At 47.2% G+C, this 23,891-nt stretch carries 25 protein-coding genes, 1 rRNA gene and 1 other annotated feature; all 26 genes read left to right on the forward strand.

Features of this window, described 5'->3' with window-relative positions:
* Positions 1 to 5: 5 nt before the first annotated feature.
* Positions 6 to 1,325 (forward strand): UDP-N-acetylmuramate--L-alanine ligase, encoded by a 1,320-nt coding sequence (gene murC, locus WFI24_RS29355; protein WP_062837803.1) that lies wholly within the window; start codon positions 6 to 8, stop codon positions 1,323 to 1,325.
* A 117-nt stretch (positions 1,326 to 1,442) separates the two neighbouring features.
* Entirely contained in the window at positions 1,443 to 2,663 is a 1,221-nt protein-coding gene (locus WFI24_RS29360; RefSeq protein ID WP_336765444.1) for an SPOR domain-containing protein, read from the forward strand.
* 145 nt (positions 2,664 to 2,808) lie between these two features.
* The gene (locus tag WFI24_RS29365; RefSeq protein ID WP_145325268.1) at positions 2,809 to 3,051 is read left to right on the forward strand and encodes a DUF4321 domain-containing protein; all 243 of its coding nucleotides are present in this window, start codon (positions 2,809 to 2,811) and stop codon (positions 3,049 to 3,051) included.
* Positions 3,052 to 3,144: 93 nt separating this feature from the next.
* Positions 3,145 to 3,756: a Maf family protein gene (locus WFI24_RS29370; protein ID WP_145325269.1), complete on the forward strand. Its 612-nt coding sequence runs from the start codon at positions 3,145 to 3,147 to the stop codon at positions 3,754 to 3,756.
* A gap of 40 nt (positions 3,757 to 3,796) precedes the next feature.
* Positions 3,797 to 4,486 (forward strand): RadC family protein, encoded by a 690-nt coding sequence (radC, locus tag WFI24_RS29375; RefSeq protein ID WP_145325270.1) that lies wholly within the window; start codon positions 3,797 to 3,799, stop codon positions 4,484 to 4,486.
* A 183-nt stretch (positions 4,487 to 4,669) separates the two neighbouring features.
* Complete coding sequence (locus WFI24_RS29380; RefSeq protein ID WP_024633969.1) at positions 4,670 to 5,704, forward strand: rod shape-determining protein; 1,035 nt, start codon at positions 4,670 to 4,672, stop codon at positions 5,702 to 5,704.
* A gap of 186 nt (positions 5,705 to 5,890) precedes the next feature.
* Positions 5,891 to 6,763, forward strand: coding sequence for a rod shape-determining protein MreC (gene mreC / locus WFI24_RS29385; protein ID WP_336765445.1), 873 nt, complete (start codon positions 5,891 to 5,893; stop codon positions 6,761 to 6,763).
* Positions 6,763 to 7,296, forward strand: coding sequence for a rod shape-determining protein MreD (gene mreD, locus WFI24_RS29390; protein ID WP_145325273.1), 534 nt, complete (start codon positions 6,763 to 6,765; stop codon positions 7,294 to 7,296). The genes mreC and mreD overlap by 1 nt, the downstream gene beginning before the upstream one ends.
* A gap of 74 nt (positions 7,297 to 7,370) precedes the next feature.
* Positions 7,371 to 8,033 carry a septum site-determining protein MinC gene (gene minC, locus WFI24_RS29395; protein ID WP_017692615.1) on the forward strand — a complete coding sequence of 221 codons (663 nt, stop codon included), beginning with the start codon at positions 7,371 to 7,373 and terminating at the stop codon, positions 8,031 to 8,033.
* Positions 8,034 to 8,036: 3 nt separating this feature from the next.
* Entirely contained in the window at positions 8,037 to 8,831 is a 795-nt protein-coding gene (gene minD, locus WFI24_RS29400; protein ID WP_053783092.1) for a septum site-determining protein MinD, read from the forward strand.
* A 149-nt stretch (positions 8,832 to 8,980) separates the two neighbouring features.
* The gene (locus WFI24_RS29405; RefSeq protein ID WP_336765446.1) at positions 8,981 to 9,829 is read left to right on the forward strand and encodes a M23 family metallopeptidase; all 849 of its coding nucleotides are present in this window, start codon (positions 8,981 to 8,983) and stop codon (positions 9,827 to 9,829) included.
* The gene (locus tag WFI24_RS29410) at positions 9,822 to 10,682 is read left to right on the forward strand and encodes a M50 family metallopeptidase (RefSeq protein ID WP_145325275.1); all 861 of its coding nucleotides are present in this window, start codon (positions 9,822 to 9,824) and stop codon (positions 10,680 to 10,682) included. Before WFI24_RS29405 ends, WFI24_RS29410 begins: the two co-directional genes overlap by 8 nt.
* Positions 10,683 to 10,788: 106 nt before the next feature.
* Complete coding sequence (locus WFI24_RS29415; RefSeq protein WP_145325276.1) at positions 10,789 to 12,039, forward strand: Rne/Rng family ribonuclease; 1,251 nt, start codon at positions 10,789 to 10,791, stop codon at positions 12,037 to 12,039.
* Positions 12,040 to 12,095: 56 nt separating this feature from the next.
* Positions 12,096 to 12,180: a sequence feature (ribosomal protein L21 leader region), on the forward strand.
* Between the two features lie 14 nt (positions 12,181 to 12,194).
* Positions 12,195 to 12,506, forward strand: a complete 312-nt coding sequence (gene rplU, locus WFI24_RS29420; RefSeq protein ID WP_091037543.1) for a 50S ribosomal protein L21 — start codon at positions 12,195 to 12,197, stop codon at positions 12,504 to 12,506.
* A gap of 14 nt (positions 12,507 to 12,520) precedes the next feature.
* Positions 12,521 to 12,850, forward strand: a complete 330-nt coding sequence (locus WFI24_RS29425) for a ribosomal-processing cysteine protease Prp (protein WP_036605912.1) — start codon at positions 12,521 to 12,523, stop codon at positions 12,848 to 12,850.
* A 23-nt stretch (positions 12,851 to 12,873) separates the two neighbouring features.
* Complete coding sequence (gene rpmA, locus WFI24_RS29430) at positions 12,874 to 13,185, forward strand: 50S ribosomal protein L27 (RefSeq protein ID WP_017692622.1); 312 nt, start codon at positions 12,874 to 12,876, stop codon at positions 13,183 to 13,185.
* Between the two features lie 149 nt (positions 13,186 to 13,334).
* On the forward strand, positions 13,335 to 14,075 hold the full coding sequence (locus tag WFI24_RS29435; protein WP_145325277.1) for a Spo0B domain-containing protein: 741 nt from the start codon (positions 13,335 to 13,337) through the stop codon (positions 14,073 to 14,075).
* 17 nt (positions 14,076 to 14,092) lie between these two features.
* The gene (gene obgE, locus WFI24_RS29440) at positions 14,093 to 15,403 is read left to right on the forward strand and encodes a GTPase ObgE (protein ID WP_336765447.1); all 1,311 of its coding nucleotides are present in this window, start codon (positions 14,093 to 14,095) and stop codon (positions 15,401 to 15,403) included.
* A gap of 227 nt (positions 15,404 to 15,630) precedes the next feature.
* Positions 15,631 to 16,068: an ACT domain-containing protein gene (locus WFI24_RS29445; protein ID WP_017692625.1), complete on the forward strand. Its 438-nt coding sequence runs from the start codon at positions 15,631 to 15,633 to the stop codon at positions 16,066 to 16,068.
* Positions 16,069 to 16,126: 58 nt separating this feature from the next.
* Positions 16,127 to 17,413 (forward strand): homoserine dehydrogenase, encoded by a 1,287-nt coding sequence (locus WFI24_RS29450; protein WP_336765448.1) that lies wholly within the window; start codon positions 16,127 to 16,129, stop codon positions 17,411 to 17,413.
* A gap of 115 nt (positions 17,414 to 17,528) precedes the next feature.
* Complete coding sequence (gene thrC, locus WFI24_RS29455; protein ID WP_036605915.1) at positions 17,529 to 18,599, forward strand: threonine synthase; 1,071 nt, start codon at positions 17,529 to 17,531, stop codon at positions 18,597 to 18,599.
* Entirely contained in the window at positions 18,596 to 19,564 is a 969-nt protein-coding gene (gene thrB / locus WFI24_RS29460) for a homoserine kinase (protein WP_336765449.1), read from the forward strand. The genes thrC and thrB overlap by 4 nt, the downstream gene beginning before the upstream one ends.
* Positions 19,561 to 20,433 carry a prephenate dehydratase gene (gene pheA, locus WFI24_RS29465; protein WP_145325281.1) on the forward strand — a complete coding sequence of 291 codons (873 nt, stop codon included), beginning with the start codon at positions 19,561 to 19,563 and terminating at the stop codon, positions 20,431 to 20,433. The genes thrB and pheA overlap by 4 nt, the downstream gene beginning before the upstream one ends.
* A gap of 146 nt (positions 20,434 to 20,579) precedes the next feature.
* A complete protein-coding gene (gene ilvE / locus WFI24_RS29470; protein ID WP_336765450.1) occupies positions 20,580 to 21,464 on the forward strand; it encodes a branched-chain-amino-acid transaminase in 885 nt (294 codons plus the stop codon).
* 195 nt (positions 21,465 to 21,659) lie between these two features.
* Complete coding sequence (locus tag WFI24_RS29475) at positions 21,660 to 23,276, forward strand: LysM peptidoglycan-binding domain-containing protein (RefSeq protein ID WP_336765451.1); 1,617 nt, start codon at positions 21,660 to 21,662, stop codon at positions 23,274 to 23,276.
* Positions 23,277 to 23,827: 551 nt separating this feature from the next.
* Positions 23,828 to 23,891 (forward strand): 16S ribosomal RNA (locus WFI24_RS29480); the annotation flags it as partial.

Raw genomic sequence — 23,891 nt, forward strand, 5'->3', positions numbered from 1 at the left:
ATGGCATGAGTGCCATCGCAAGAGTTATGCTGGAAATGGGATATACCGTTACCGGATCGGATGTCGCTTCGCAGGAGTTGACCGAGAAGTTGGCAGCCAAGGGAGCGAAAATATATATCGGACATACGGCAGAGCATGTCACTGGAGCAGATCTGGTTGTCTACTCTACGGCAGCGCCTGCAGATAATGTGGAACGGGTAGCAGCTGCTGAGCTGAACATTCCGATTCTGCATCGTTCCCAGATGCTTGCACGTTTGTTGAACGAACGTAAGGGTGTGGCTGTGGCCGGTGCCCATGGTAAAACAACCACCTCATCCATGATTGCACTTGTTATGGATAAATGTGATACAGACCCGACATATATTATTGGCGGAGAAATCATGAATGTGGGTACCAACGCGAAGGCCGGTCAAGGTGACTGGGTTGTCGCTGAGGCGGACGAGAGTGATGGTTCATTTTTGCAGTACCATCCATGGCTCGGTATTGTAACGAATATTGAGGCAGATCATCTGGAGAATTACAACAGTGATTTTGAGGAACTCAAAAAGGCTTATGTGCAGTTCCTGAGCCAGATTCGCCCGGAAGGAACAGCCATTGTGTGTTCTGACGATGAGAATGTTCAAGCGATTTTGCCAGAACTCAAGTCACGGATCACGACTTATGGTATCGACCGTGCTGCGGACTATACGGCAACGGATATTGTATTGGGCGATCGCCGGATCTCCTTTACGATGAATCACCAGGGTGCTGCTATGGGCACGGTGGAGTTATCGGTCCCAGGTAAGCATAACGTTTATAATGCGATGGCTACCGTGATTACCTGTCTGGAAGCAGGTATTCCGTTTGAGAAGATTGTGGCGGCCATCATCCAGTTCCACGGAGCGAAACGCAGATTCCAGGTATTGGGCGAGGCACGAGATATGCTGATCATCGATGATTATGCTCATCACCCTACCGAGATTGAAGCGACCATTAGTGCGGCCAAAGCAACGGGCAAGCGCATTATTGCGGTATTCCAGCCACAGCGTTATACGCGGACGTTCTTCCTGCTGGATGCATTCAGTCGTGCTTTTGCGGAAGCGGATGAAGTGCTTATTACCGATATCTATTCTCCTGCGGGCGAAAAACAGATCGAAGGGGTAACCTCAGCGAGACTGGTTGAACTGATCGTTCAAAACAGTAATGCTTCTGCGCGTTATCTGCCAACGAAAGAGGAAGTTGTAGCTGATTTGCAGCATCGTCTGCAGCCAGGAGATCTTGTGATCACGATGGGCGCAGGTGATATTTGGAAAGTCGGCGATACCCTTGCCAAAGGATTGAAATAAATCAATGCAGAAAACGCCTGTCTTCGATAAGAAGCAGGCGTTTTTTTGCGTTAAATGGAATGTCTTCTCCCGTCTCTGCATATAGCTGGTATAAATGGGACAAAGGAGAGGGTACGGGTGAGCAATGCTAGAATGACGTTTCGCTTCGGGGATCATGAGTCGGACAAGCCTGAAAATAAGAGGATTTCCGCGTCCAGTCCATTGGTGACGTTGAGTGAAGAATTACCGCGCAATCATACGCTAACGCCTGAGAAACTGGATACAACCCCGTCTTGGACACCAGAAGATATCCCCGGAGACTGGGGAGAGACGGTGCTGACAAGCTCTACTGTACCTGACCCTGAACAACGGATGAGCCCTGATTCGAACTTGGATGAGGCCCATGATCTTGGGGACAGATCAGGTTACGGTTATCATAATCACATAGCAGATCCAGAGGAAGAGCGTCGCGATCTGTCCAATACGTACGATCAAGGACACGACTGGCTTGTAGATTCCGAGAACTATTCCTATAAGCGTAATCGCCCTCCAAGGGGCTGGAAAATGATTGGCTCTGTTACCGGGGCACTCGTTACGGGAGCACTATTCGGCATGGTTATTCTTTCATTTTTTAATAAAGAAGGAGCCGCGAAGCCAGGTGATCTTCTTCCCGTTAATCAGGCAGTTTCCTCTGTGACAGGTCAGGAGGGCGTTGCAGGAACAGAGCAGCAGCTTCAGGCAGCTGCGACTGGCAGCACGTATTATGCACTTCAATACGGCGTCTTTAGTTCACCCGAACGAGCCGAACAGGCCAAGCTAGAATTGGCTCAAGCAGGTATAGCCGCAGGTACGGATCCTGAAGATGGTAATCGGGTATATGCAGGTATTTCAGCTGATCGTGAAGAGGCCAAGCTACTTAGCACCAGACTTAAAGCTCAGGGAGTCGAACTGTACGTCAAGGAGATCGTGAACCCTGAGATCAATCCGGCCATATTTGGTGGCAAGCAAGAGGATGTACAGCGTTTCTTTACAAACAGTTCTGCACTAATCGAACAACTATCTACCTTGTCCATTCAGCAACTGGGACAGTCTACCCCGGTAGCAGTCCCCACAGAAACGATGACCGCAATTCAGAATAAGCACGAGTCATGGTTGACCGGTTTGAATAGTCTTTCACCCGGCCTGACCGCAGAGGTACAACCTATGATTGGCGGAATGGAGAAATCGATGAATCGTGCAATTACGGCTATCGCGGAGTACAACAAAAACCCGGATGATGTGCACATGTGGTCTGTACAGTCCGATCTGATGGAATACGTACTGCAGCAGAAAAAATGGCTTGAAGCGATAAAGCAGTAACATGCTCTTTCCCATAACAACGCTTGGAAATACCTGTCCGGCAAGGAACTGGAAATAGTTCCCCTTGCCGGATTTGTGTTTGTATTGATGTACAAAACCCCGTATAATAATGTGGGTGTCAAAAAATGGCGAGGGAAGATTACCGATGAAAAAAAACTTCGGCATGTTATTGCTGTTTCTACTGCTCGGCTGGATGGTCGGAGCGTGGATCGCCAAGGCACTGCAGTCTGTTAAGGCAGTAGCCTTTCTTACAAAAGCCACGACCATACGTTGGTCGCCACAGGCTGATCTGGATATTATCAGTTATGATATTTCACTTCAATTTCAAATGAGCCTTCTGAGTCTGATCGGTATGATTGCCGCTGTGTGGCTGTATCGCAGACTGTAGGAGAATGACGAGTTATGACGAAAAAAATAAACCAGTGACATCTATTATCGTGATAAGGACAGGATGTTGCCGTAGCATAAGGAGCCGTTCATGATGAATAACACTCAGCAGCGCCCTATTATTCTGGCCTCCACATCGCCTCGGCGCAAAGAACTGATCGCATCACTCCACCTAGCGTTTGATGTAATACCAAGTCATGCCGATGAAGATACGCCACCAGAATGGACACCTGAACAGACGGTACAGGAGCTTGCTTTGCGCAAGGCGCTTGCTGTGTATCGCGGGCTTGAAGGCCGTGAGCAGGAAGCCATTATTGTTGGTAGTGATACCGTTGTTGTTCTGGATAAAGAAATTCTGGGTAAACCCGTAGACGAAGCCGATGCTGAACGTATGTTATCTCGGCTACAGGGCCGCGTACACCGGGTGTTTACCGGTGTCGCTTGTATTGATGCGGGGAATGGTCAGTCTGTAGTTCATTATCGCCAGACCGATGTAACGATGAAAGAACTTTCGGATGCGACGATCCGTGCCTATGTGCAGACTGGAGAGCCTTCGGATAAGGCAGGATCTTATGCCATTCAGGGCATTGGGGCTTCACTGATCGACCGTATTGAAGGATGCTATTTTAATGTGGTTGGCCTTCCCCTATCCTTGCTGAGTGATATGTTGGATGGGTTTGGCGTTCATGTGTTGCCGCGAACATGAATGAAGCCAATTGACGTTTTGAACTGAAAAGAGGGAACATATGGAGTCGCCTCAATACATGATGCGCGACATCCCCCAGGAAGAACGCCCGAGAGAACGCATGATGGAATACGGGGCGGGCGCCTTAAGCCATGCTGAATTGCTGGCGATTTTACTTCGAACAGGCACAAGACAGGAATCCGCGGTGCATATGGCACAGCGGATTCTGGCTGAAGCGGGCGGCATTCGCTCGTTGATGGATCTGAGTCTGGAAGAATTGACTGCAATGAAAGGGATCGGCAATGCCAAGGCTGTGCAATTGAAAGCCGGTATTGAGCTTGGGCATCGAATTGCGAAGAGCAGACTCATACAGTCGACTTCAATTCGTACACCGCGTGATGCAGCCGACATCCTAATGGAACAATTGCGTTACTTGCAGAAAGAGCATTTTGTGTGTCTCTTTTTGAATAGCAAAAATCATATTATTGCCCAGGAAACACTCTCCATGGGCAGCCTTAACGCTTCGATTGTACATCCGCGTGAAGTGTTCAGGGCTGCCATCAAATGCAGCAGCGCATCGATTGTGTGCGCACACAACCATCCGAGTGGTGATCCTACGCCTAGTCCGGAGGATATCCAAATAACCAAGAGACTGATTGAAGCAGGTGCTATTGTCGGCATTGACGTGCTTGATCATATTATTATCGGAGATGGAACGTACGTAAGTTTGAAGGAGAAGGGCTTAGTATAATATAATGGTTGGCGTTGATGTTTTCCTATGAATGTTAACGGCTTTGTCCGTAAAAGATAGGTTCACTTTACAAATGCAAAAAAACAAATGCGAATATTAGCTCCACGTGCTGCGTGGGAATGAAATTGTTACGCTCTGGATCAGCATAGAGCGGCTATATGAGGCAGAAAAGGAGATTATGTTATGTTTGGTGGTTTTACGAAAGATTTGGGTATTGACTTGGGGACAGCAAATACGTTGGTTTATGTGCGAGGAAAAGGAATTGTGGTGCGGGAACCTTCGGTTGTCGCGATACGGACAGATACTAAAAGCATCGAGGCAGTAGGTGAAGCCGCCAAAAAAATGATTGGTCGTACACCAGGTAACATTCGTGCCATTCGTCCGATGAAAGATGGCGTTATTGCCGATTTCGATACAACGGCAACGATGATCAAATACTTCATCCGTGAGGCGCAGAAACAACGCTCCATGTTCCAACGTCATCCGAACGTGATGGTATGTGTACCATCCGGGATTACTGCAGTAGAACAACGTGCAGTTGAAGATGCAACAAAGCAGGCTGGAGCACGTGAAGCCTATACGATTGAAGAGCCTTTTGCAGCTGCTATTGGTGCAGATCTGCCTGTATGGGAACCGACGGGGAGTATGGTTGTAGATATTGGTGGCGGTACAACGGAAGTGGCTGTTATCTCTCTTGGCGGTATTGTAACGAGCCGTTCGGTTCGTGTAGCAGGTGACGAGATGGATGAATCCGTGATCCAGTACATCAAACGCCAATACAATCTCATGATCGGTGAGCGTACATCGGAGCAATTGAAGATGGACATCGGATCAGCCATGCCATTGGAGCAAGTAGAAACGATGGAAATTCGTGGACGCGACCTCGTTACAGGTCTGCCGAAGACGATTACGATTACTTCGGACGAGATCAGCGAAGCGCTGGCTGATACAGTGAATGCGATTGTTGAAGCAGTAAAAGTAACACTGGAAAAATGCCCGCCTGAACTTGCTGCCGATATCATGGATCGGGGTATCGTTCTTACAGGTGGTGGGGCATTGCTTCGCAACCTGGACAAGCTTCTCGCTGGTGAGACAGGAATGCCTGTCATTGTGGCTGAGAACCCGCTGGATTGTGTAGCGATCGGAACAGGTAAAGCGCTAGAGAATATTCATTTGTTCAAAAGCAGAAGCAGTTCGGCAGTTCGTTCCAAACGTTAATTGGTATTTGGCTAACTTGGCATTGCGACCATGTGGCAAGGTATCGTTATAGAGTACCCGGTTAACCCCGGGGATGAGCTATTACCCGCTTAACAGGGGAGGATCAGCTGATATTCTCGCAGGGACTACAGGTCTGACAGTCTCCCCGCCGGGCATGGCTCGGAAGAGAATAATGGATGTTAGAGGGTGTTCGAACTGTTTAAACTGCTAGGCAACAAAAGACTTTTTGTTTTGCTGGTGGGCCTTGTTACATTTATCGCGTTAATGGGCTTTACGCTCAGTCCGCGAACCACTCTATCCTGGCCGGAGAAATTCCTGAAGGATTCAGTTGGATTTGTACAATACGTATTTTACAAGCCCGCTTCCTATGTAGCGGGCTTTTTCAAAGATGTAGCGAACATGCGTACGGTATATGAAGAGAATGAAGAGCTTCGCATCGCGATGGGGCACTACACCCGGGATCGCCTGAAGTACAATGATATGGAACAGGTGAACGAGCAGCTTCAAAAAGCACTGAATTTCACGGAAGAACAGAAAAATCGGTATAATTATGGTTCACGAATTGCGCAAGTTATCAGTGCCAATTCGGATCCAAACAGCAGAACCATTAACATTGATATCGGTGAGAACGCGGGAATCAAGCCGGGTATGGCTGTTACCTCACAGGAAGGGCTGGTCGGCGTGATCAGTCATGTCAGCTCATATACATCAACGGTTAATCTGTTAACGTCCATGGACGCCAATGATCCAACATCCAATGCCATTGCAGCAACGGCAGTAGGTAAGGAAAAAGTGTTTGGTATGATTGAGAGTTATGATCCGAAGACAGGCATGCTCAAGATGACCAAGATTTCAGAGGATTCTAACATTAAAAAAGGTGATGAGATCATCTCCTCCGGAATCATCAATAACTTTCCGAAGTATATGCGCATTGGGGAAGTGAAGAGTGTCGAGAAAAGTGAATATGGTTTAACAAAAACAGCTACAATTGAGCCATATGCAAGCTTCCTTGACTGGAAAGAACTGATTATCATTATACCGCCTGAGGTAAAAGAATAATGGTGACGCGCAAGCAAGTCTTGTTCCTGTTACTATTCGTTTTGTTCATTGCGGAAGGCACGATTCTGCCGCTGCTCATTCCTTCCGGCTGGCACATGCGTATTTCTGCCAATCTGGTTTATATCGCAATTTTGTTTATCGCTGTATATCACCATCGACACACGGCTTTAGTGCTTGGTATATTATTTGGACTATTACATGATGTCGTATTCTATGGCGAGATGATTGGGCCTTACGGATTTTCAATGGGTTTATCGGCATACATGATGGGACTCATTTTTCAAGCACCGCGTGCACCACTGCCGGTGATGGTGTCGGTTGTCATTTTGGGGAGTTTGCTTAATGACACCATGCTATTCTTCCTGTATAAGCTCTTCCAACTTAACCACGTGACCTTTGACTGGGCGTTGCTTGAATACATGATTCCTAATTTGTTCATTCATTTTGTGTTTGCCTTGATCATTTATGTCCCGCTTCGGAAACAACTGGAACGGATTGGCAAGAGACGGAGCAAGACAGAAGAAGCTTCTTAAATACATTTATGGAGCGCAAAGCAGGAACTTGGGGCCCCGGGCACGAAATGTAATGAGATGGGAGGGACAGGCTTATGACGGTAAAATCGAATCACGTAACGATTAAAGGCATCCGAGACGGCCTGGTTTTCCTGTTGGACGATCAATGTGAATTCGAGGAATTGCTCTATGAGCTCCGCTATAAGCTGGAACACAGCCATCAAAATATTTTGACCGGACCAATTGTTCATGTGGATATCAAGTTGGGTGCCCGCGAAGTGACAGAGGACCAGAAAGAAGCAATCCTCGATATATTGAAGCAAAAAGGGAATCTGCTTATTCGATCCATCGACTCACCTGCACTCCAACCGGAGGTTAAAGGACCGCCGCCGATTGTGACCATGTGTGGTATGGTGCGTTCAGGTCAGGTGCTTCATCATGAAGGAAATCTCCTGTTTCTTGGGGATATCAATCCGGGGGGCACAGTGACGTGTACCGGAGATATATATGTGTTGGGTTCACTCAGAGGTATGGCTCATGCCGGAATTGGCGGGGACGAAGAAGCCATCATTGCCGCTTCCGTATTTGCACCGACGCAGTTGCGGATTGCGGATATCATCAGTCGTCCTCCCGATGAATGGGAGAGCCGAGAGACCGGAATGGAATTTGCTTACTTACAGGACAATCAGATGCAGATAGACAAAATGAGCAATATCGTTCGTTTACGCCGAGATTTTAATGTGTTTAAAGGAGTGTAGCTCATGGGAGAGGCGATCGTGATCACTTCGGGTAAAGGCGGCGTGGGTAAAACAACCACCTCGGCAAACATCGGGACAGCGCTGGCGCTGCTCGGCAAAAAGGTTTGTCTGGTAGATACCGATATCGGCCTTCGTAATTTGGATGTCGTGATGGGACTCGAAAACCGTATTATTTACGATCTGTGCGACGTTGCGGACGGCCGCTGCCGTCTGAATCAGGCTTTGGTCAAAGACAAGCGTTTCGAAGAATTATACATGTTGCCTGCGGCGCAGACGAGAGACAAGAACTCCGTATCGCCAGAACAGGTGAAAGATATTATCCTTGAATTGAAAAAAGATTTTGAATACGTCATTATTGATTGCCCAGCCGGCATAGAGCAGGGCTTCAAAAATGCGGTAGCAGGAGCAGATCAGGCCATCGTGGTCACTACACCGGAAAATGCTGCAGTACGTGATGCGGATCGTGTCATCGGCCTGCTGGAGAGTTCGCACATTCAATCACCGAAGCTGGTGGTGAATCGAATTCGCAATAATATGGTTAAATCGGGTGACATGCTGGATATCGATGGTATTTTACAAGTACTTAATATTGACCTGATTGGCATTGTACCTGATGATGAACTGGTCATCAAAGCGGCCAATTCAGGAGAACCTACGGTCATGAATCCGGATTCACTTGCGGCGATTGCCTATCGCAACATTGCAAGACGCATTTTGGGAGATACGGTTCCATTGATGCAGCTGGAGCAGAAAAAGGGAGCTTTCACTCGTTTCAAAAAGTTCTTCGGAATGGGTTAATTCATTTAAATGGACTTATTCATTATCTGATTACATGACAGCCGTGGCTTATAGCCCGGCTTTTTTTGTTACCTGCCGACAGGCTTGTTCATATTATCAAGCGCCTCTTCATAGGATGTAGTAAACAAGCCTCGGCGGGAGGACATTCCATGAACACGAAACTCAGAATCAAGCAGAGAAGAGAAGAACGCATCCGGCGACTGATGGATGGTGCGACTGTTGAAGTCTTACAGGAGCAAAAAGTAGGTTCGCTATTGGACAAGAACGAGATCATACAACGGAAGCCGTTTGCGTCGGGTGAGGAGACACAAGAAAGAGATCCGGAATGGCTGTGGAAAAAAGAGAATGGTCATTTTGTTCCAGGGAGTCATTCGAGATTCAACTTATTCAAGTCATTTCTAAGACGGACAGTCATCAGCGCTTTGATATTTGGCGGAGTATGGGGGCTGTTTCAATTAGATACATCATGGAGTGCTTCAACTAAAACGGTCATTGCTGATGTACTCCATCGGGATATGGATTTTGCCTCTGCATCGGCTTGGTATGAACGGCATTTTGGAGGCACGCCTTCGTTTCTTCCGGTGCTTGGACATACGACGGATGTTGTCAATGGTTTAGGCATTCGGCAGTTACTGGATAAACCGATCTCAGGAACAGTGGTTCAGCCATTTGCACTGAGCATGAAAGGAATTGAGATCGTTCCAGATGATGCAGGTGCTGAACTTATACAGGTTGCCAGTTCGGATGCAGGGCGTGTCATGGAGGTTATCGGAGATTCAACAAGCGGGTTCACGGTGGTCATTAAGCATACAGGTAATGTCACGGCAATATACGGTCGGCTGAACGAAAGTGAAGTGAACGTCAATGATTGGGTGGAAGCGGGGAGTCCAGTAGGGAGTCTCAACGCTACAGGTGGTGAACAACCGGCCACGCTCTATTTTGCAGTCAAAGAGGGTGAGGAGTACGTAGACCCAGCGGAAGTCGTTGCCCTTGATTAGGGTGTGGGGAGTACGTATTACGTTTCATCCGTTTTTTGTAATCATCATGATGGCCTCACTGCTGACTGGACATTTTATTGAGCTTATTACGTTGTTCGCCATTGTATTCATTCATGAATGTGGACATGCTGCAGCTGCGGCCCTTCTGGGCTATCGTGTCTTGTCGATCCAGATGCTCCCATTTGGAGGAGTAGCGGTTATTGAAGATGGAGGTACTATCACGGCCTACCGGGAAATTATCATTGCTCTGGCAGGTCCATTGCAAAACATGCTGATGGTTGGCGTTGTTTTACTGTTGCAGTATGGCAATCTGGGCGATCCTGTTTTTCTGAGCTATATCATTCAGGGGAACCTGCTCATTGCCCTCTTTAATCTGCTTCCTGTACTTCCTCTGGACGGAGGTAAAATTGTTCAGGCACTTGTCAGTCTGTGGGCACCCTACTATACAACATTAATGTGGACTTACAGAATTAGCATCCTGTGCAGCGCAGGAGTTATTTTGTATGCCATCAGCCGATGGCTAACCGGAGACTATGGCCTGCCGCTCAACATTCTGTTAATCGGCCTTTTTTTGTTCTATTCCAACCTGACCGATTACCGAAATGTTCCCTACCGCTTTATCCGTTTTCTCATGAATCGAGAGGGCGCGTTCGCCAGGCATGCGGCTACTGGCAGTTTGGCGCAGCCAATAATCTCATTTCCGGCGAAACCTTTGGACACTATTTTGCGTCTATTAAAGAGAGAAAGATACCATATGGTATACGTGATGAACAGACAGGGTCGAATTATGGCCGTCTTGCCTGAGCAACGGATTATCGGTTCCTATTTTCAACAAAATGGTGATAAATTGTAGTGTTCTGGTGGTCTTGTTCTGAAATGGGTTAATACATGTACAATGAGAATTACAAAGATACTGAAATGGATGTGGATGAATTGAATTGTCTTCTAGAGGTGAAGCCATGAAACAAATGATTGTACATAATGAACATAACCTCATGCAAATGGCGCTTCTGGAAGAAGGTAAAGCTGTGGAATTCACGGCAGAGCGTACACGCGAACGTGGACTATTGGGTTCCTTTTTCAAGGGACGAGTGGTGAATGTGTTACCGGGTATGCAGGCTGCTTTTGTGGATATCGGTCAGAAAAAGAATGCGTTTCTGTATGTGGACGATGTGTTGCATCCCCATTTGGAGAAGCAGCCCAAGGTGAAGCCTTCCATCTCGGAGTTGCTGCGTCCGGGACAGGAAGTCATTGTTCAGGTTCTGAAGGAACCGGTAGGAGGCAAGGGAGCCCGGGTGACGACTCATTATTCACTGCCGGGCCGCTGGCTTGTTTACATGCCTATTGCTGACTATGTGGCGGTATCCAAGAAAATAGCCCGTGAGGGGGATCGTTCCCGCCTTAAGGCACTTGGTGAACAACTGAGACGGGATGAAGAGGGGCTTATTATCCGGACCGTATCCTCAGAAGAACAGCATGGAGCCATTCAGGCAGACTTGGAAACATTACGTGCGCAGTGGTATGTAATTCGTGAAAAAGCAGACAGTTTGCCTTCGCCAAGCCTTTTGCATCGGGATCATAGCATGGTGCAGCGAATCATCAGAGATGTATATACACCAGGCAGTGACGAAGTCATCACCGATAGTGAAGGACAAGCCCGTGAGGTAAAGGCATTGCTGGAAGAAATTAGTCCGGGGCATCAGCCGAAGGTACAGGTGTATCGGGGAACAGAGTCTATCTTTGCTGCTTATGGTGTACAGGAGCAGTTGAACAAAGATTTTGCCCGCAAAGTGTGGCTGCCCGGAGGCGGATATATTGTCATTGATCATACTGAAGCTCTGACCGTAGTGGATGTGAACACAGGCAAATACACAGGAGCTGGTGGTGACAGTCTGGAAGAGACTGTGACGGAGACCAACATGCAGGCAGCAGTGGAGATTGCCCGTCTGATGCGTCTGCGTGATATCGGGGGGATGATTATTGTCGACTTCATTGATATGGAGGAAGCCTCGAATCGTCATGAAGTGGCGGCAACCTTGGAAGGCGAGCTCAAGAAGGACCGGACCAAAGCCTTCGTGATGGGGTGGACCAAGCTGGGCTTGCTTGAACTGACACGCAAGAAAGTGCGGGAAGAGAGTACGTTGCCCTATGTGGAGCCGTGTTCTTCCTGTCATGGTACGGGGAAAAGATATATTTCACCTTTGCATTGATTTTTGATATATTGCGTGATATAATCTTCAGGTATGTGTTTAGCCTAATGGTCTTGCACATGCTGTAACCGCACTGGCCGGGTATAAGAACAGTTCCGTAAGGACACTGTCACCTGAGAACGGGCGAGTCTGAGACATGAGGAGGTGCAAGGCAAATGTACGCAATTATTGAAACAGGCGGCAAACAGTACAAAGTCCAAGAGGGCGATGTTCTGTTCATCGAGAAATTGACTGCGAACGATGGCGAAAGCGTAACGTTCGACCGTGTCCTGGCTGTATCTAACGATCAAGGTTTGACAGCAGGTACACCATTGATTTCCGGAGCTACTGTAACGGCTAAAGTGGAGAAACATGGCAAAGGACAAAAGGTTATCGTATACAAATACAAACCTAAAAAGAACTACCATGTGAAGCAAGGTCACCGTCAACCGTACACTAAAGTAACTATCGAAAAAATCAAAGCGTAAAGAAGGTGCGATAAGTGATTATCGTTCAAATCTTTCGTGATGAGGACGGGAACATCGAACGCTTTTCCATCGAAGGGCATGCTAATTTTGCCAAACGGGGAGAAGACATCGTATGTGCCGGGGTATCCGCTGTTACAGTGGGTACGGTGAACTCGATTGAAACATTGACTGGTGTCGAAATGGACGCCAAGATGAAGAATGGCTTTTTAAGTGGTTCTTTACCTTTGTTAGAGAGAGGGGAAACTTGGTCCCAGGTACAATTGTTACTCGAATCCATGGTGGTTATGCTCTCTAATATTGCAGAGTCATACGGGAAGTATATTAAAATACAGCAATTCAAATAAACAAAGAAGGAGGACAACCAATCATGTTGAAATTAAATCTTCAGTTATTCGCATCGAAAAAAGGTGTAGGTTCCACGAAGAACGGACGTGACAGTAATGCTCAACGTCTGGGTGTTAAACGTGCTGATGGTCAAACTGTAACTGGTGGTAGCATTCTCGTTCGCCAACGCGGAACGAAAATTCACCCAGGAACTAACGTTGGCATCGGTAAAGATGACACTTTGTTCGCGAAAATCGACGGCGTTGTAAAATTCGAACGTTGGGGACGCGATCGCAAAAAAGTAAGCATCTACCCTGTTAATGTTGCTCCTGTAGCAGCTGCAGTAGAAGCGTAATATCGGCATTCCGCCTAAGGAGCCTTCGGCATTTTTGCCGGAGGTTTTTTGTATTCACGGTTATTCAATAATGAACTGGCAGAAAAGACATGTTATACTGGGTTACGGTGGGTGTAGACCTACCGAGTTTTGTAGAACGGGGAGAAGCCATGAAATCTTGGAAAAGAGTGCCGTGGATTGCGGCATGTTCACTTCTGATTCCTTTGGTTTTCGTTATGTTGTATCCGGCGATGATAATCTCAAGCGTCGTGTGCGCATTGTGGTCCGTCGCAGTATTGTTCATTTCTGTGAATGCGATGAAGAAACAGGCGGAGGCGGAACGCAGAACCATCATACAATCCATGGAAAAGACAGCAATTGCTTCATTAAATCATCATCGACACGACTGGATGAACGACCTTCAGGTGTTATATGGATATCTTCGGCTGGGCAAACTTGATAAATCCCTGCAATGTGTGGAAAGAATAAAAGAGCGGGTAACGGAAGAAAGCCGAATCTCCAGATTGGGTATTCCTTCCCTCGTATTTTATCTTCAGTCTTTCCGCGCCAGTGGAATAGCGCTGGAATTGCATGTGGAAATAGAAGATGAGCTGCAGCTTAGTGCTCTGGTCTCTCCCGAGGATGGCGAGTCACTTACCGGAGCGATTGCGGATGCAATCAGGGCCTATCAATATGGCGGCGGCCGGTCGTCTTGGGGAGAGGTTCGCAAACTGACCTTAAATTTCGGACAGGATCATGGAGATGTGGTTGTCCGACTGGATGGGGATCAAACACCCGATCCGGAAACACTGCGGCATCTTACTGCCGTACTCAAAGGAAAAAAAGTCAGAACGGAGCAGCTTCCGTCTGAGGATACGTTTATACAATTCAGAATGCCGTGTGGAATATAGGAAGAAGGGGTTAACCAATGTTTGTAGATAAAGCGAAGATTTATGTAAAAGCCGGAGACGGAGGGGATGGAATTATTTCGTTCCGTCGTGAGAAGTATGTACCAAACGGCGGACCTGCCGGGGGCGATGGAGGCAGAGGAGCTGACATCATTTTCCGCGTGGATGAAGGTTTGCGTACATTGATGGATTTCCGTTACCAGCGTCACTTCAAGGCCCCGCGTGGTGAGAAGGGACGTAATAAAAGTCAGCATGGTGCAAACGCTGAGAACATGATCGTGCGCATTCCACCTGGGACTGTGATTTTGGATGAAGACAGTGGAGAAATTTTGGCGGATTTGACACGTCACGGTCAACAGGTTGTTATTGCTCGTGGTGGTCGGGGCGGACGGGGTAACATCCGATTTGCCACACCGAACAATCCTGCACCTGAACTTGCCGAGAATGGTGAAGAAGGCCAGGAGCGTTACATCGTATTAGAGCTAAAGGTTATGGCAGATGTTGGTCTGGTTGGTTTCCCGAGTGTCGGGAAATCCACATTGCTTTCTGTCGTTTCGTCAGCCAAGCCAAAGATCGGTGCATACCATTTCACAACCATTACACCGAATCTGGGTGTAGTCGGTGTAGGAGAAGGCCGAAGCTTCGTGATGGCCGATTTGCCTGGTCTAATTGAAGGCGCACATGAAGGAATTGGACTAGGACATGAGTTTTTACGTCATGTCGAGCGTACCCGTATTATTATTCATGTGGTGGACATGTCGGGTTCAGAAGGACGCGACCCATTTGAAGACTGGCAGAAAATCAATGATGAACTGAAACTGTACAATCCGCTTCTGGCTGAGAGACCGCAAGTTGTAGCAGCGAACAAAATGGACATGCCAGACTCGGAAGCGAACCTGGAGCAATTTTTGCTGCAAGTTCGTGAGGTGCAGCCGGATATTGAAGTGATGCCTATTTCGTCACTCACTCGTAAAGGGATTCAAGAGCTCTTGTATCGTGCTGCTGATCTGCTGGATCAGATTCCGGATGAGCCAGTTGTTGAAGAGGTAGCAGACGTATCCGAACGTAAAGTGTACAGCTTGGACAAAAAAGAAGACGATGGTTTCAAAATTGTGCGTGAGAATGAAATGTTCATTGTCGAAAGTGCCAAGATTGACCGCATGATGAAACGGATGCAACTGAACTCGCATGAGGCTATACTGAAACTCGCACGTACACTGCGTTATATGGGTGTGGATGCTGAGTTGCGTAAGCGCGGAGCTGTAGAAGGCACCATCGTGCGCATCGGAGACTTTGAATTCGAATTCGTGGAAGGCAGCAGTTACTACTAAGTAGCCGTCTTCCATGGAGACAGATAGATATATGAACGCAGAGAAGTGGGAAGTTGACCCACGACTCTGCGTTTTTTTGTTTTTTCCTGACATGGGAGAGGGATAAACTTGTATACTGTGAGGAACGTATTTCAAAAAAATAGGCGTGTCATGTATTGCCCTTTTGTCATAGATCCTATATAATGTCCACTATATGAATACATGAGTCTTTGAGGAGAGGACGTTCTGTGAACGAACGCTATTACTTAGTACGGGAAGATATTTTACCAGAGGCTGTGGTGAAGACCATGCAGGTAAAAGAACTGCTGGCTTCCGGTGATGTTAAAACAGTGCATGAGGCGGTTGAACAGGTCGGATTAAGCCGGAGTGCCTTTTACAAGTACAAGGATGGAATTCATCTGATCAACCAGCTGGAGCGCGAGAGAATTGTGACGATCTCCATTGATCTGGAGCATCAGTCGGGGATCTTGTCTCGTGTGCTTGGACATGTAGCTGGTTATGGGGCCAATGTACTTACAATTAATCAGAGTATCCCGCTTCAGGGAAGAGCCAATGTTGTCATTTCAGTGGAGACGACACATCTTCACGGCGAAATTGGAGAAATGCTGGATCGGATGCAAGATATGCCTGGAGTGAGACGAACGCGTATTGTAGGCCAAGGTTAATTAGGCTTTATCATACAGGACTGACAGACAAGAATAGACATTAGGGGGTAGATCGTTAGTGAAACCGGTAAAAGTCGGATTGTTGGGTCTGGGAACTGTCGGAACGGGAGTCGTACGCATTGTGGAAGGGAATCAGGAGGATCTGAGCAGTCAGGTTGGATCACCGATTGTCATCGAGAAGATCGCAGTGAAAAATACAGAGAAAGACCGTGTCATTGCTGTAGACCGTGCCAAGCTGACGGAAGATCCTTGGGAAGTCATTCGTCATCCAGATATTGATGTTATCGTTGAAGTCATGGGCGGCATCGATCAGACGAAGGAGTATATTCTTGAAGCGCTGGAGCGGGGGAAACACATCGTAACAGCGAACAAAGATCTCATGGCCCTGCATGGTTCAGAAATTTTGGCGAAGGCGCAGGAAAAACAATGTGACGTGTTCTATGAAGCGAGTGTTGCGGGAGGAATTCCGATCATTCGTACACTGATTGAAGGTTTCTCTTCTGACCGGATTACCCGTATCATGGGGATTGTGAACGGAACAACGAACTTTATTTTGACCAAAATGAGTCAGGAAGGCGTATCCTATGAAGAAGTGCTGGCCGAGGCACAGGCGCTGGGATACGCTGAAGCGGATCCAACCTCGGATGTGGAAGGACTTGACGCAGCCCGCAAAATGGCGATCTTGAGTACGCTCGGTTTCCGCACCAATGTGGAGTTGAAGGATGTAACCGTTAGAGGGATATCCTCTGTAACCCGTGAAGACATCACGTATGCCAGAAGACTGGGCTATGAGATGAAGTTACTTGGTATCGCGGACCGTGTTGGCGATGAGATCACGATTAGCGTTCAGCCGACGATGGTTAGACAAAATCATCCGATTGCTTCAGTCAACGGTGTGTTCAACGCAGTATATGTACACGGTGAAGCTGTAGGCGAGACCATGTTCTACGGTGCGGGTGCGGGAGAACTGCCAACGGCAACTTCTGTTGTAGCCGACATTGTAGCGGTTACCAAAAACCTTAAACTTGGCGTGAACGGTCTCAAAGCGATTGTGCCTTATAAGACGAAGCGACTGCAAAGCGACGAGCAGATCATGTCGAAAAACTTCATTTTGTTGCATGTAGATGATAAAGCCGGTGTATTGGCACAAATTACACAAATTTTCGCAGAGTATGATGTCAGTCTGGCTTCGGTTGTTCAACAGCCGAATGAGCATAACCCGGATGCCGAGATCATTATCGTTACACATAATGCAAGTAAGGCAAGCATGGATAAGGTGTTAAAACATTTTGAATCACTCAGCGTTATTCGTCGCATTAAGAGTGTTTATCGGGTGGAAGGATAATTGTCCATATTCCATACTGCATCTCAATTATTTAAGTTATAACGTACAATTTAATTATATCCGGTTCAACAGGTCATCATTTCAGATTATTAAAACATAAAGGAGTTTACCCACAATGAGATATCAAGGACTTTTGCAAACGTACAGAGAGCACCTTCCGGTTAATGAAAATACACCCCTTCTTACGCTTCAGGAAGGAAACACACCTTTGATTCATGCAGAGAATCTGTCTGAGGAACTCGGTTTGAATGTTTACTTCAAATATGAAGGTTTGAACCCTACTGGTTCTTTCAAAGACCGCGGCATGGTTATGGCTGTTGCCAAAGCGATGGAAGAGGGCAGTCGCACAATCATGTGTGCATCCACAGGTAATACGTCAGCAGCTGCAGCGGCCTATGCCGCACGTGGTGGTCTCAATTGTATCGTGCTGATCCCGAATAACAACATTGCACTGGGTAAACTGGCCCAAGCCATGATCTATGGAGCGAAGGTGATTGCGATCAATGGTAACTTTGACCGTGCATTGGAGATTGTGCGTGAGATTACAGCCAAACATCCGATCACGCTTGTGAACTCCGTGAATCCGTTCCGGATTGAAGGACAGAAGACAGCAGCATTTGAAGTTATTGAACAACTTGGCGAAGCTCCTGACGTTCTGGCTATTCCGGTCGGTAATGCGGGTAATATCTCGGCGTATTGGAAAGGTTTCAAAGAATATAAAGAGGCAGGCAAATCCAACACGCTGCCACGCATGGTTGGTTTTGAAGCCGAAGGTGCGATGGCTATTGTCAAAGGTGAGCCGATTCTTGAACCTGAAACGGTAGCAACAGCGATTCGAATCGGTAATCCGGCGAGCTGGAAAACGGCAGTAGCTGCAGCTGAGGAATCGGGTGGACAGATTAACTATGTAACGGATGAACAAATCCTGACAGCGTATCGTACGCTTGCTTCTCGGGAAGGGATTTTTGCTGAACCTGCTTCTGCGGCTTCCCTTGCCGGTGTATACAAACTGAAGAGTGAAGGGTACTTTAAAGGCGGAGAGACTGTGGTTTGCGTCCTGACAGGTAATGGCTTGAAAGATCCTAATATTGCAATTAAAACGGTAGCCACTGAGCCACTTGTTGTTGAAGATACGGAAGAAGCAGTAATGGCGGCCATTGCACAACTGGAGCAGCAATCTGTATGAGTTTGCGAGAAAAGGTAACCGTAAAAATACCTGCAAGCACAGCCAATCTCGGTCCGGGGTTTGATACCCTGGGCATGGCATTGTCTTTGTATGCCTGGTTGGAAATGAAACCTGCCGAGCAGACGACATTTCATCTTCACGGCAATCATTTGACAGGTCTGCCTACGGATAAAACGAATTTAATCTATGAAGTTGCACAGATGGTATTCGGAGAAGCAGGGGTATCTGTGCCTGAATTGGAGATTTCCATGTATTCCGATATTCCACTGACACGTGGGCTCGGGAGCAGCGCATCTGCCATCGTTGGTGCCCTGGCAGCAGCGAATGCATTAATCGGCGCTCCTTTATCCGACGCCAAGCTCCTGGATATGGCCACATCCCTCGAGAAGCATCCGGATAATGTAGGAGCCTCGTTATATGGTGGTATTATTACAGCTGCTTGGGATGGTGAACGGGTAGATCATATTCGCATTGAACCACACCAGGATTTGCAGGCTTTGGTTATTGTACCTGAATTCCAACTGTCTACTTCCAAAGCAAGGAATGTGATTCCAGAGCAATTTGGCATGTCTGATGTCGTGCATAACATTAGCAGATCCTCGTTGCTCGTTGCAGCATTGGCAAGTGGACGACTGGATATGATTCAGAAGGCGATGTCAGATCGAATTCACCAACCATACCGGGCATCATTGGTACCAGGCATGGCTGAGATACTGGAACATTCCGTTGATCATGGAGCGTTGGGAGCTGCGCTGAGCGGAGCTGGACCGACCGTGTTGACTTTGGTCGATCGTCATGACACCCGCAAAGCGGAATTGGAACAATATTTGCTGAACACCATGGAGCGGGAGGGCATATCTGCTTCTGCACTGTGGCTCGATCCGGATTTGGACGGTGTAACCGTGCTGCCTGATCAAGACGAACGTCCTTTTTTGGACAGAATCAAAGGGGAAGTTAATGCATGAAACGAATTGCAGTATTACCTGAAGGCTCAGTCTCTCATGAGGCAATTGATTTCCTTTTCAACGGTGAACCGTTAGATTTGCTTCATTCCAAGCTGATTTCGGATGTTTTTCGAGCAACGGATAGCGGGAAGGCACAATACAGTGTTATTCCGATTGAGAATACCATTGAAGGCTCCGTTAGTCTTCATATGGACTGGCTTGTGAATGAAGTGGATATTCCGATGCAAGCAGAGTGGGTATATCCATCCATCCAGAATGTTATTGGACATGGCTCGGAATTTAAGACAGAGAGCGGCGAGTATGACTTTGGTAGAATCACCAAGATTATGTCTCACCCTGTGGCTATTCCGCAGTGTCAGAATTTTATTCGGCTGCATTCGCCTGGGGCAGACCTTGAAGGTGTGAATAGTACGGCTGAAGCTGTTGAAATTGTGAAAAAAAATCCGGGTAAAGGCTGGGTGGCAATCGGTACAAAGCTTGCTGCTCAGAAGCATGGCTTGGACATTATGGCTGAACGGGTTACAGACCATGACAACAACTACACCCGTTTTGTGCTCATCGGCCATGAGCCTGTGAACATTCCACGTGAACCGGATCATGTGAAAACCAGCTTGCTGGTGACGTTGCCAGAAGATGCACCGGGTGCGTTGCATCAAGTATTGTCGGCTTTTGCATGGCGGAAGCTCAACTTGACCCGTCTCGAATCTCGTCCAACGAAGAAACGATTGGGCAGTTACTATTTTTACATTGATGTTGTGGAAACGGTCGATTCGGTATTGCTTACCGCAGCCATGGCAGAGATTGAAGCATTGAATTGCCAGGTGCGCGTTCTGGGTAGCTATCCTTGTTATACATATCCTTCGAGGTAATCGACCTGATGTGGTTGGGAATGTTAGAAGGTTGTCATAAGTCGGGGTAGATTGAGCGAGTAAAAGCTTGTCATTTGGTGTAAAATGGACGGGTTATAACGTTTCGGAGTTTAGGGAATGGATATTTTATGGAGGTGCAGTCATCCGTGGCAGAGCAATGGATCTATTTGGGTGGTCAGTATGTGACCAAGGAGAACGCAACCGTTTCGGTATATGATCATGGATTTTTGTATGGAGACGGAATTTTCGAAGGTATTCGGATCTACAACGGAAACATTTTCAGATGTAAGGCCCATCTGGATCGTTTGTATGATTCAGCGAAATCCATCAGTTTGAATATCCCGCTGTCTATTGATGAGATGCTGGAAGTGATGGCTGAAACGGTGCGACGGAATGATATGCGTAACGGCTATATTCGTCTTATTGTATCGCGTGGCCCTGGTAATCTGGGGTTGGACCCATTACGTTGCCCTAAGGCATCGGTAATCATCATCGTGGAGCAATTGGCGATCTATCCGGAAGAAGCGTATCTTACAGGGTTAAAAGCAGTGTCTGTATCCCAACGCCGGAACATTCCGGATGCATTAAATCCAAAAATTAAATCATTGAACTATTTGAATAACATCCTGGTTAAAATTCAATCTAACTATTCAGGTGCCGGTGAAGCGATTATGCTGAATTCCCAAGGGTACGTTACTGAGGGTTCAAGTGATAACATCTTCATCATCAAAAATGGTGTAGTGTACACGCCTCCTTGTTATCTCGGAGCACTTGAAGGGATTACACGTCAAGCCATTATCGATCTATGTGGCGAACTTGAGCTTGAATTGAAAGAAATTCCATTCACCCTTCATGATGTGTATATTGCAGACGAAGTCTTTTTCACCGGGACAGCTGCAGAGGTTATCGCTGCATACGAAGTGGATGGAAGAACGATTGGTACGGGGGTAGCAGGTCCAGTAACGCTGAGACTGCTGGAAGCATTCCGTCAGATCGTTGACAAAGATGGCTACAAAGTGTGGGAATCTTAAGTTTGAATTGAATAACATAGGGAACAGGAATCCTCCTTGTACGATAAAATTCAGCATACCTGGCGTATGGGGATTTTAGAGACAGGAGGATTTTTTTTGTTTAGTTGATGTCATTAGCCCGGTTTCTGCATAGGATGTAGTAACGGTATGGGCGAATGTACTGCCCAAGTATGACGTCTAGGAGGTTAGTTCCCTGTGAAAATACACATGGTGAAAAAAGGCGACACATTATATCTGCTGTCCCAAAAATACAATGTAGCGCTGGACAAATTAATCGCGGCTAATCCACAAATCACTAATCCCGACAAGCTGGACATTGGTATGAAGGTCAAAATTCCTGCAGAGCCAGTAACACCGAAACCGGAAGGCGTGCTGCACAGTCACAAGGTTCAGCAAGGGGATTCGTTATGGAAGTTGTCACAAGCTTGGGGAGTTCCTTTGAAAGATATGATCAATGCCAATCCACAGTTGAAAAATCCGAATGCTCTGCTGGTGGGGGAGACAGTTTATATTCCCGCACAAGGAAACAGCACATCTAATTCGGGTGCCAGCAACATTGCTGCTCATGAAAAGTTGTCGCCTGAAGGAAAGGAATACACGGGAGTGAAAGAGGAACCTGCACCACCGGTACCGGTCGCGCCAACTCCTCCTCCGGTATCAGAGGTTCCAGTTCCGGTGCCTGCTCCACCACCAGCCAATCCGGTAAAGCCAAATGTGAAGCCTGAACTGGAGGTACTGCCGCAGTTGCCTGAGCTTCCTGAAGTGAAACCTGAAAAGGAAACGCACAAAAAGGAAGAGGCTAAACCCGAAGTTCATGTAAAGCCGGTAGCAGAGTCCGAGGAATACACAATGCCCAATCTTTCGCCTGAAATTAAGCCTTTGCCAGTAATACCTAACACCAAGTCTCCGGTTGAGGTTGCACCAGCAACGAAAAAGCCTTGTGGATGTGGTAATAAATTGCATCATGCTCCAGCGGAGTACCCTTATGTTCAAATCCCGGTACCTGCACAAGAGGTGTACGTTGTTCAGCAAGACATGTACACGGCAGGAGCGAGCAACAACGCGCCATTCCCAGGGATTCCAGAAGTGAGTCCTTATAGTGGCAGTGATCTGCCGAACAGTCCGTGGACTGGGGCGGAGCAAAGCCATAACCACAACAACGTTATGCCAAATGTGTCTGCAGACATGCAAAACAATGCATTTCCAATTGCACCAGCTGGTCATGTGAACAGTCCATTCCCAACGTATGCAGCACCTAGCCATATGAATCATCAGCCACCGTTCATATCTCCGTATTCAATGCTTCCGTACCCGCCATGCGGATGTGGTTCACATACACATATGCCTCAGTATACTTATCCTACTCATGGTTATCAGGATCCGGCTTGGAACATGTACGCTCCTTCGTATGGTATGCCACCTGAAATGTCTACATCAACGATGCCGAACCAGCCTATTGAGTATGTTTATCAGAACCCGTATCCTACACAGAATATGGTCCCGCCGTCCCCGCTTGGTGCTTTTGGTGATATGTACCCCCCACAGGGCCAAGGCAAGGGTGGTAAAAAAGGGGGACGTGACGACGCCAACTTAAGTCAGGTAGCAAACGATGAGGCTGGAGCGGATTCGGAGGCGAAGTCCAAGCAAGCCGTGAATAAGCCGGCAGCTGCGAAACGCAGAACAAACAACAAAGCTCCTCTGAAGAACAAATCCAAGGTATCCGTGTCCGGGAAAACATCCAGAGAAGGTGCAACAACTTCCAATCAACGGAAATCAAATAAAAAGCGCCGTAATCCATGGATACAAAACTAATCTAGAGGATTGCAATTTGCAATTGGTAAAGAAGTAGGTGTTTGTTATATCAGGGAGAAGCCAGCTTTGTAATGGAGAGCTGGCTTCTCCCTTGCCTAGGTAAACATTGAGTTGCGCATAACGGAGATAAAGTTGTTCAGGACTAATGGAGAGCAATTTGTTCTGAAAGTGTTGTAAACCCTTTCAGAAGTGTGTTAGAATATTTGTACCCTAGAACGCACCATTATGATAGGACAAGATAGGGGATATTAGTGACGGTTTTAGATGATGCAAAACTATTAAAGAAAAGAAATAAAAAAAACTGTTGCATTGGATTCAGCCGTATGATATATTATTTAAGTCGCCGCTGAAACACACGGCTGACACGGGAAACACAATGAATGATGAAAAACAAGTTTGATCTTTGAAAACTGAACAACGAGTGAGTAAACATTCTGCTTGCAGAATGAACGCGAAAGTTGGAAACAAGCCTTGGCTTGAATCAACTGGAGCACAAATGAGATGTTTAATCTCGTCAGATTCAAAATGAGCTTATCGCTCTTTTCAATACTTTATTGGAGAGTTTGATCCTGGCTCAGGACGAACGCTGGCGGCATGCCTAATACATGCAAGTCG

This window comes from Paenibacillus sp. USHLN196 (assembly GCF_037144955.1).
GTDB lineage: Bacteria > Bacillota > Bacilli > Paenibacillales > Paenibacillaceae > Paenibacillus > Paenibacillus xylanexedens_C.

What these genes read in the sequence shown, in the direction of transcription:
- thrC (WP_036605915.1), top strand. Translation starts at nt 17,529, where the DNA reads ATGAGATATCAAGGACTTTTGCAAACGTACAGAGAGCACCTTCCGGTT.
- pheA (WP_145325281.1), top strand. Translation starts at nt 19,561, where the DNA reads ATGAAACGAATTGCAGTATTACCTGAAGGCTCAGTCTCTCATGAGGCA.
- minD (WP_053783092.1), top strand. Translation starts at nt 8,037, where the DNA reads ATGGGAGAGGCGATCGTGATCACTTCGGGTAAAGGCGGCGTGGGTAAA.
- rpmA (WP_017692622.1), top strand. Translation starts at nt 12,874, where the DNA reads ATGTTGAAATTAAATCTTCAGTTATTCGCATCGAAAAAAGGTGTAGGT.
- WFI24_RS29365 (WP_145325268.1), top strand. Translation starts at nt 2,809, where the DNA reads ATGAAAAAAAACTTCGGCATGTTATTGCTGTTTCTACTGCTCGGCTGG.
- WFI24_RS29415 (WP_145325276.1), top strand. Translation starts at nt 10,789, where the DNA reads ATGAAACAAATGATTGTACATAATGAACATAACCTCATGCAAATGGCG.
- mreD (WP_145325273.1), top strand. Translation starts at nt 6,763, where the DNA reads ATGGTGACGCGCAAGCAAGTCTTGTTCCTGTTACTATTCGTTTTGTTC.
- murC (WP_062837803.1), top strand. Translation starts at nt 6, where the DNA reads ATGAGTGCCATCGCAAGAGTTATGCTGGAAATGGGATATACCGTTACC.
- thrB (WP_336765449.1), top strand. Translation starts at nt 18,596, where the DNA reads ATGAGTTTGCGAGAAAAGGTAACCGTAAAAATACCTGCAAGCACAGCC.
- WFI24_RS29405 (WP_336765446.1), top strand. Translation starts at nt 8,981, where the DNA reads ATGAACACGAAACTCAGAATCAAGCAGAGAAGAGAAGAACGCATCCGG.
- radC (WP_145325270.1), top strand. Translation starts at nt 3,797, where the DNA reads ATGGAGTCGCCTCAATACATGATGCGCGACATCCCCCAGGAAGAACGC.
- WFI24_RS29370 (WP_145325269.1), top strand. Translation starts at nt 3,145, where the DNA reads ATGAATAACACTCAGCAGCGCCCTATTATTCTGGCCTCCACATCGCCT.
- WFI24_RS29435 (WP_145325277.1), top strand. Translation starts at nt 13,335, where the DNA reads ATGAAATCTTGGAAAAGAGTGCCGTGGATTGCGGCATGTTCACTTCTG.
- WFI24_RS29380 (WP_024633969.1), top strand. Translation starts at nt 4,670, where the DNA reads ATGTTTGGTGGTTTTACGAAAGATTTGGGTATTGACTTGGGGACAGCA.
- obgE (WP_336765447.1), top strand. Translation starts at nt 14,093, where the DNA reads ATGTTTGTAGATAAAGCGAAGATTTATGTAAAAGCCGGAGACGGAGGG.
- minC (WP_017692615.1), top strand. Translation starts at nt 7,371, where the DNA reads ATGACGGTAAAATCGAATCACGTAACGATTAAAGGCATCCGAGACGGC.
- rplU (WP_091037543.1), top strand. Translation starts at nt 12,195, where the DNA reads ATGTACGCAATTATTGAAACAGGCGGCAAACAGTACAAAGTCCAAGAG.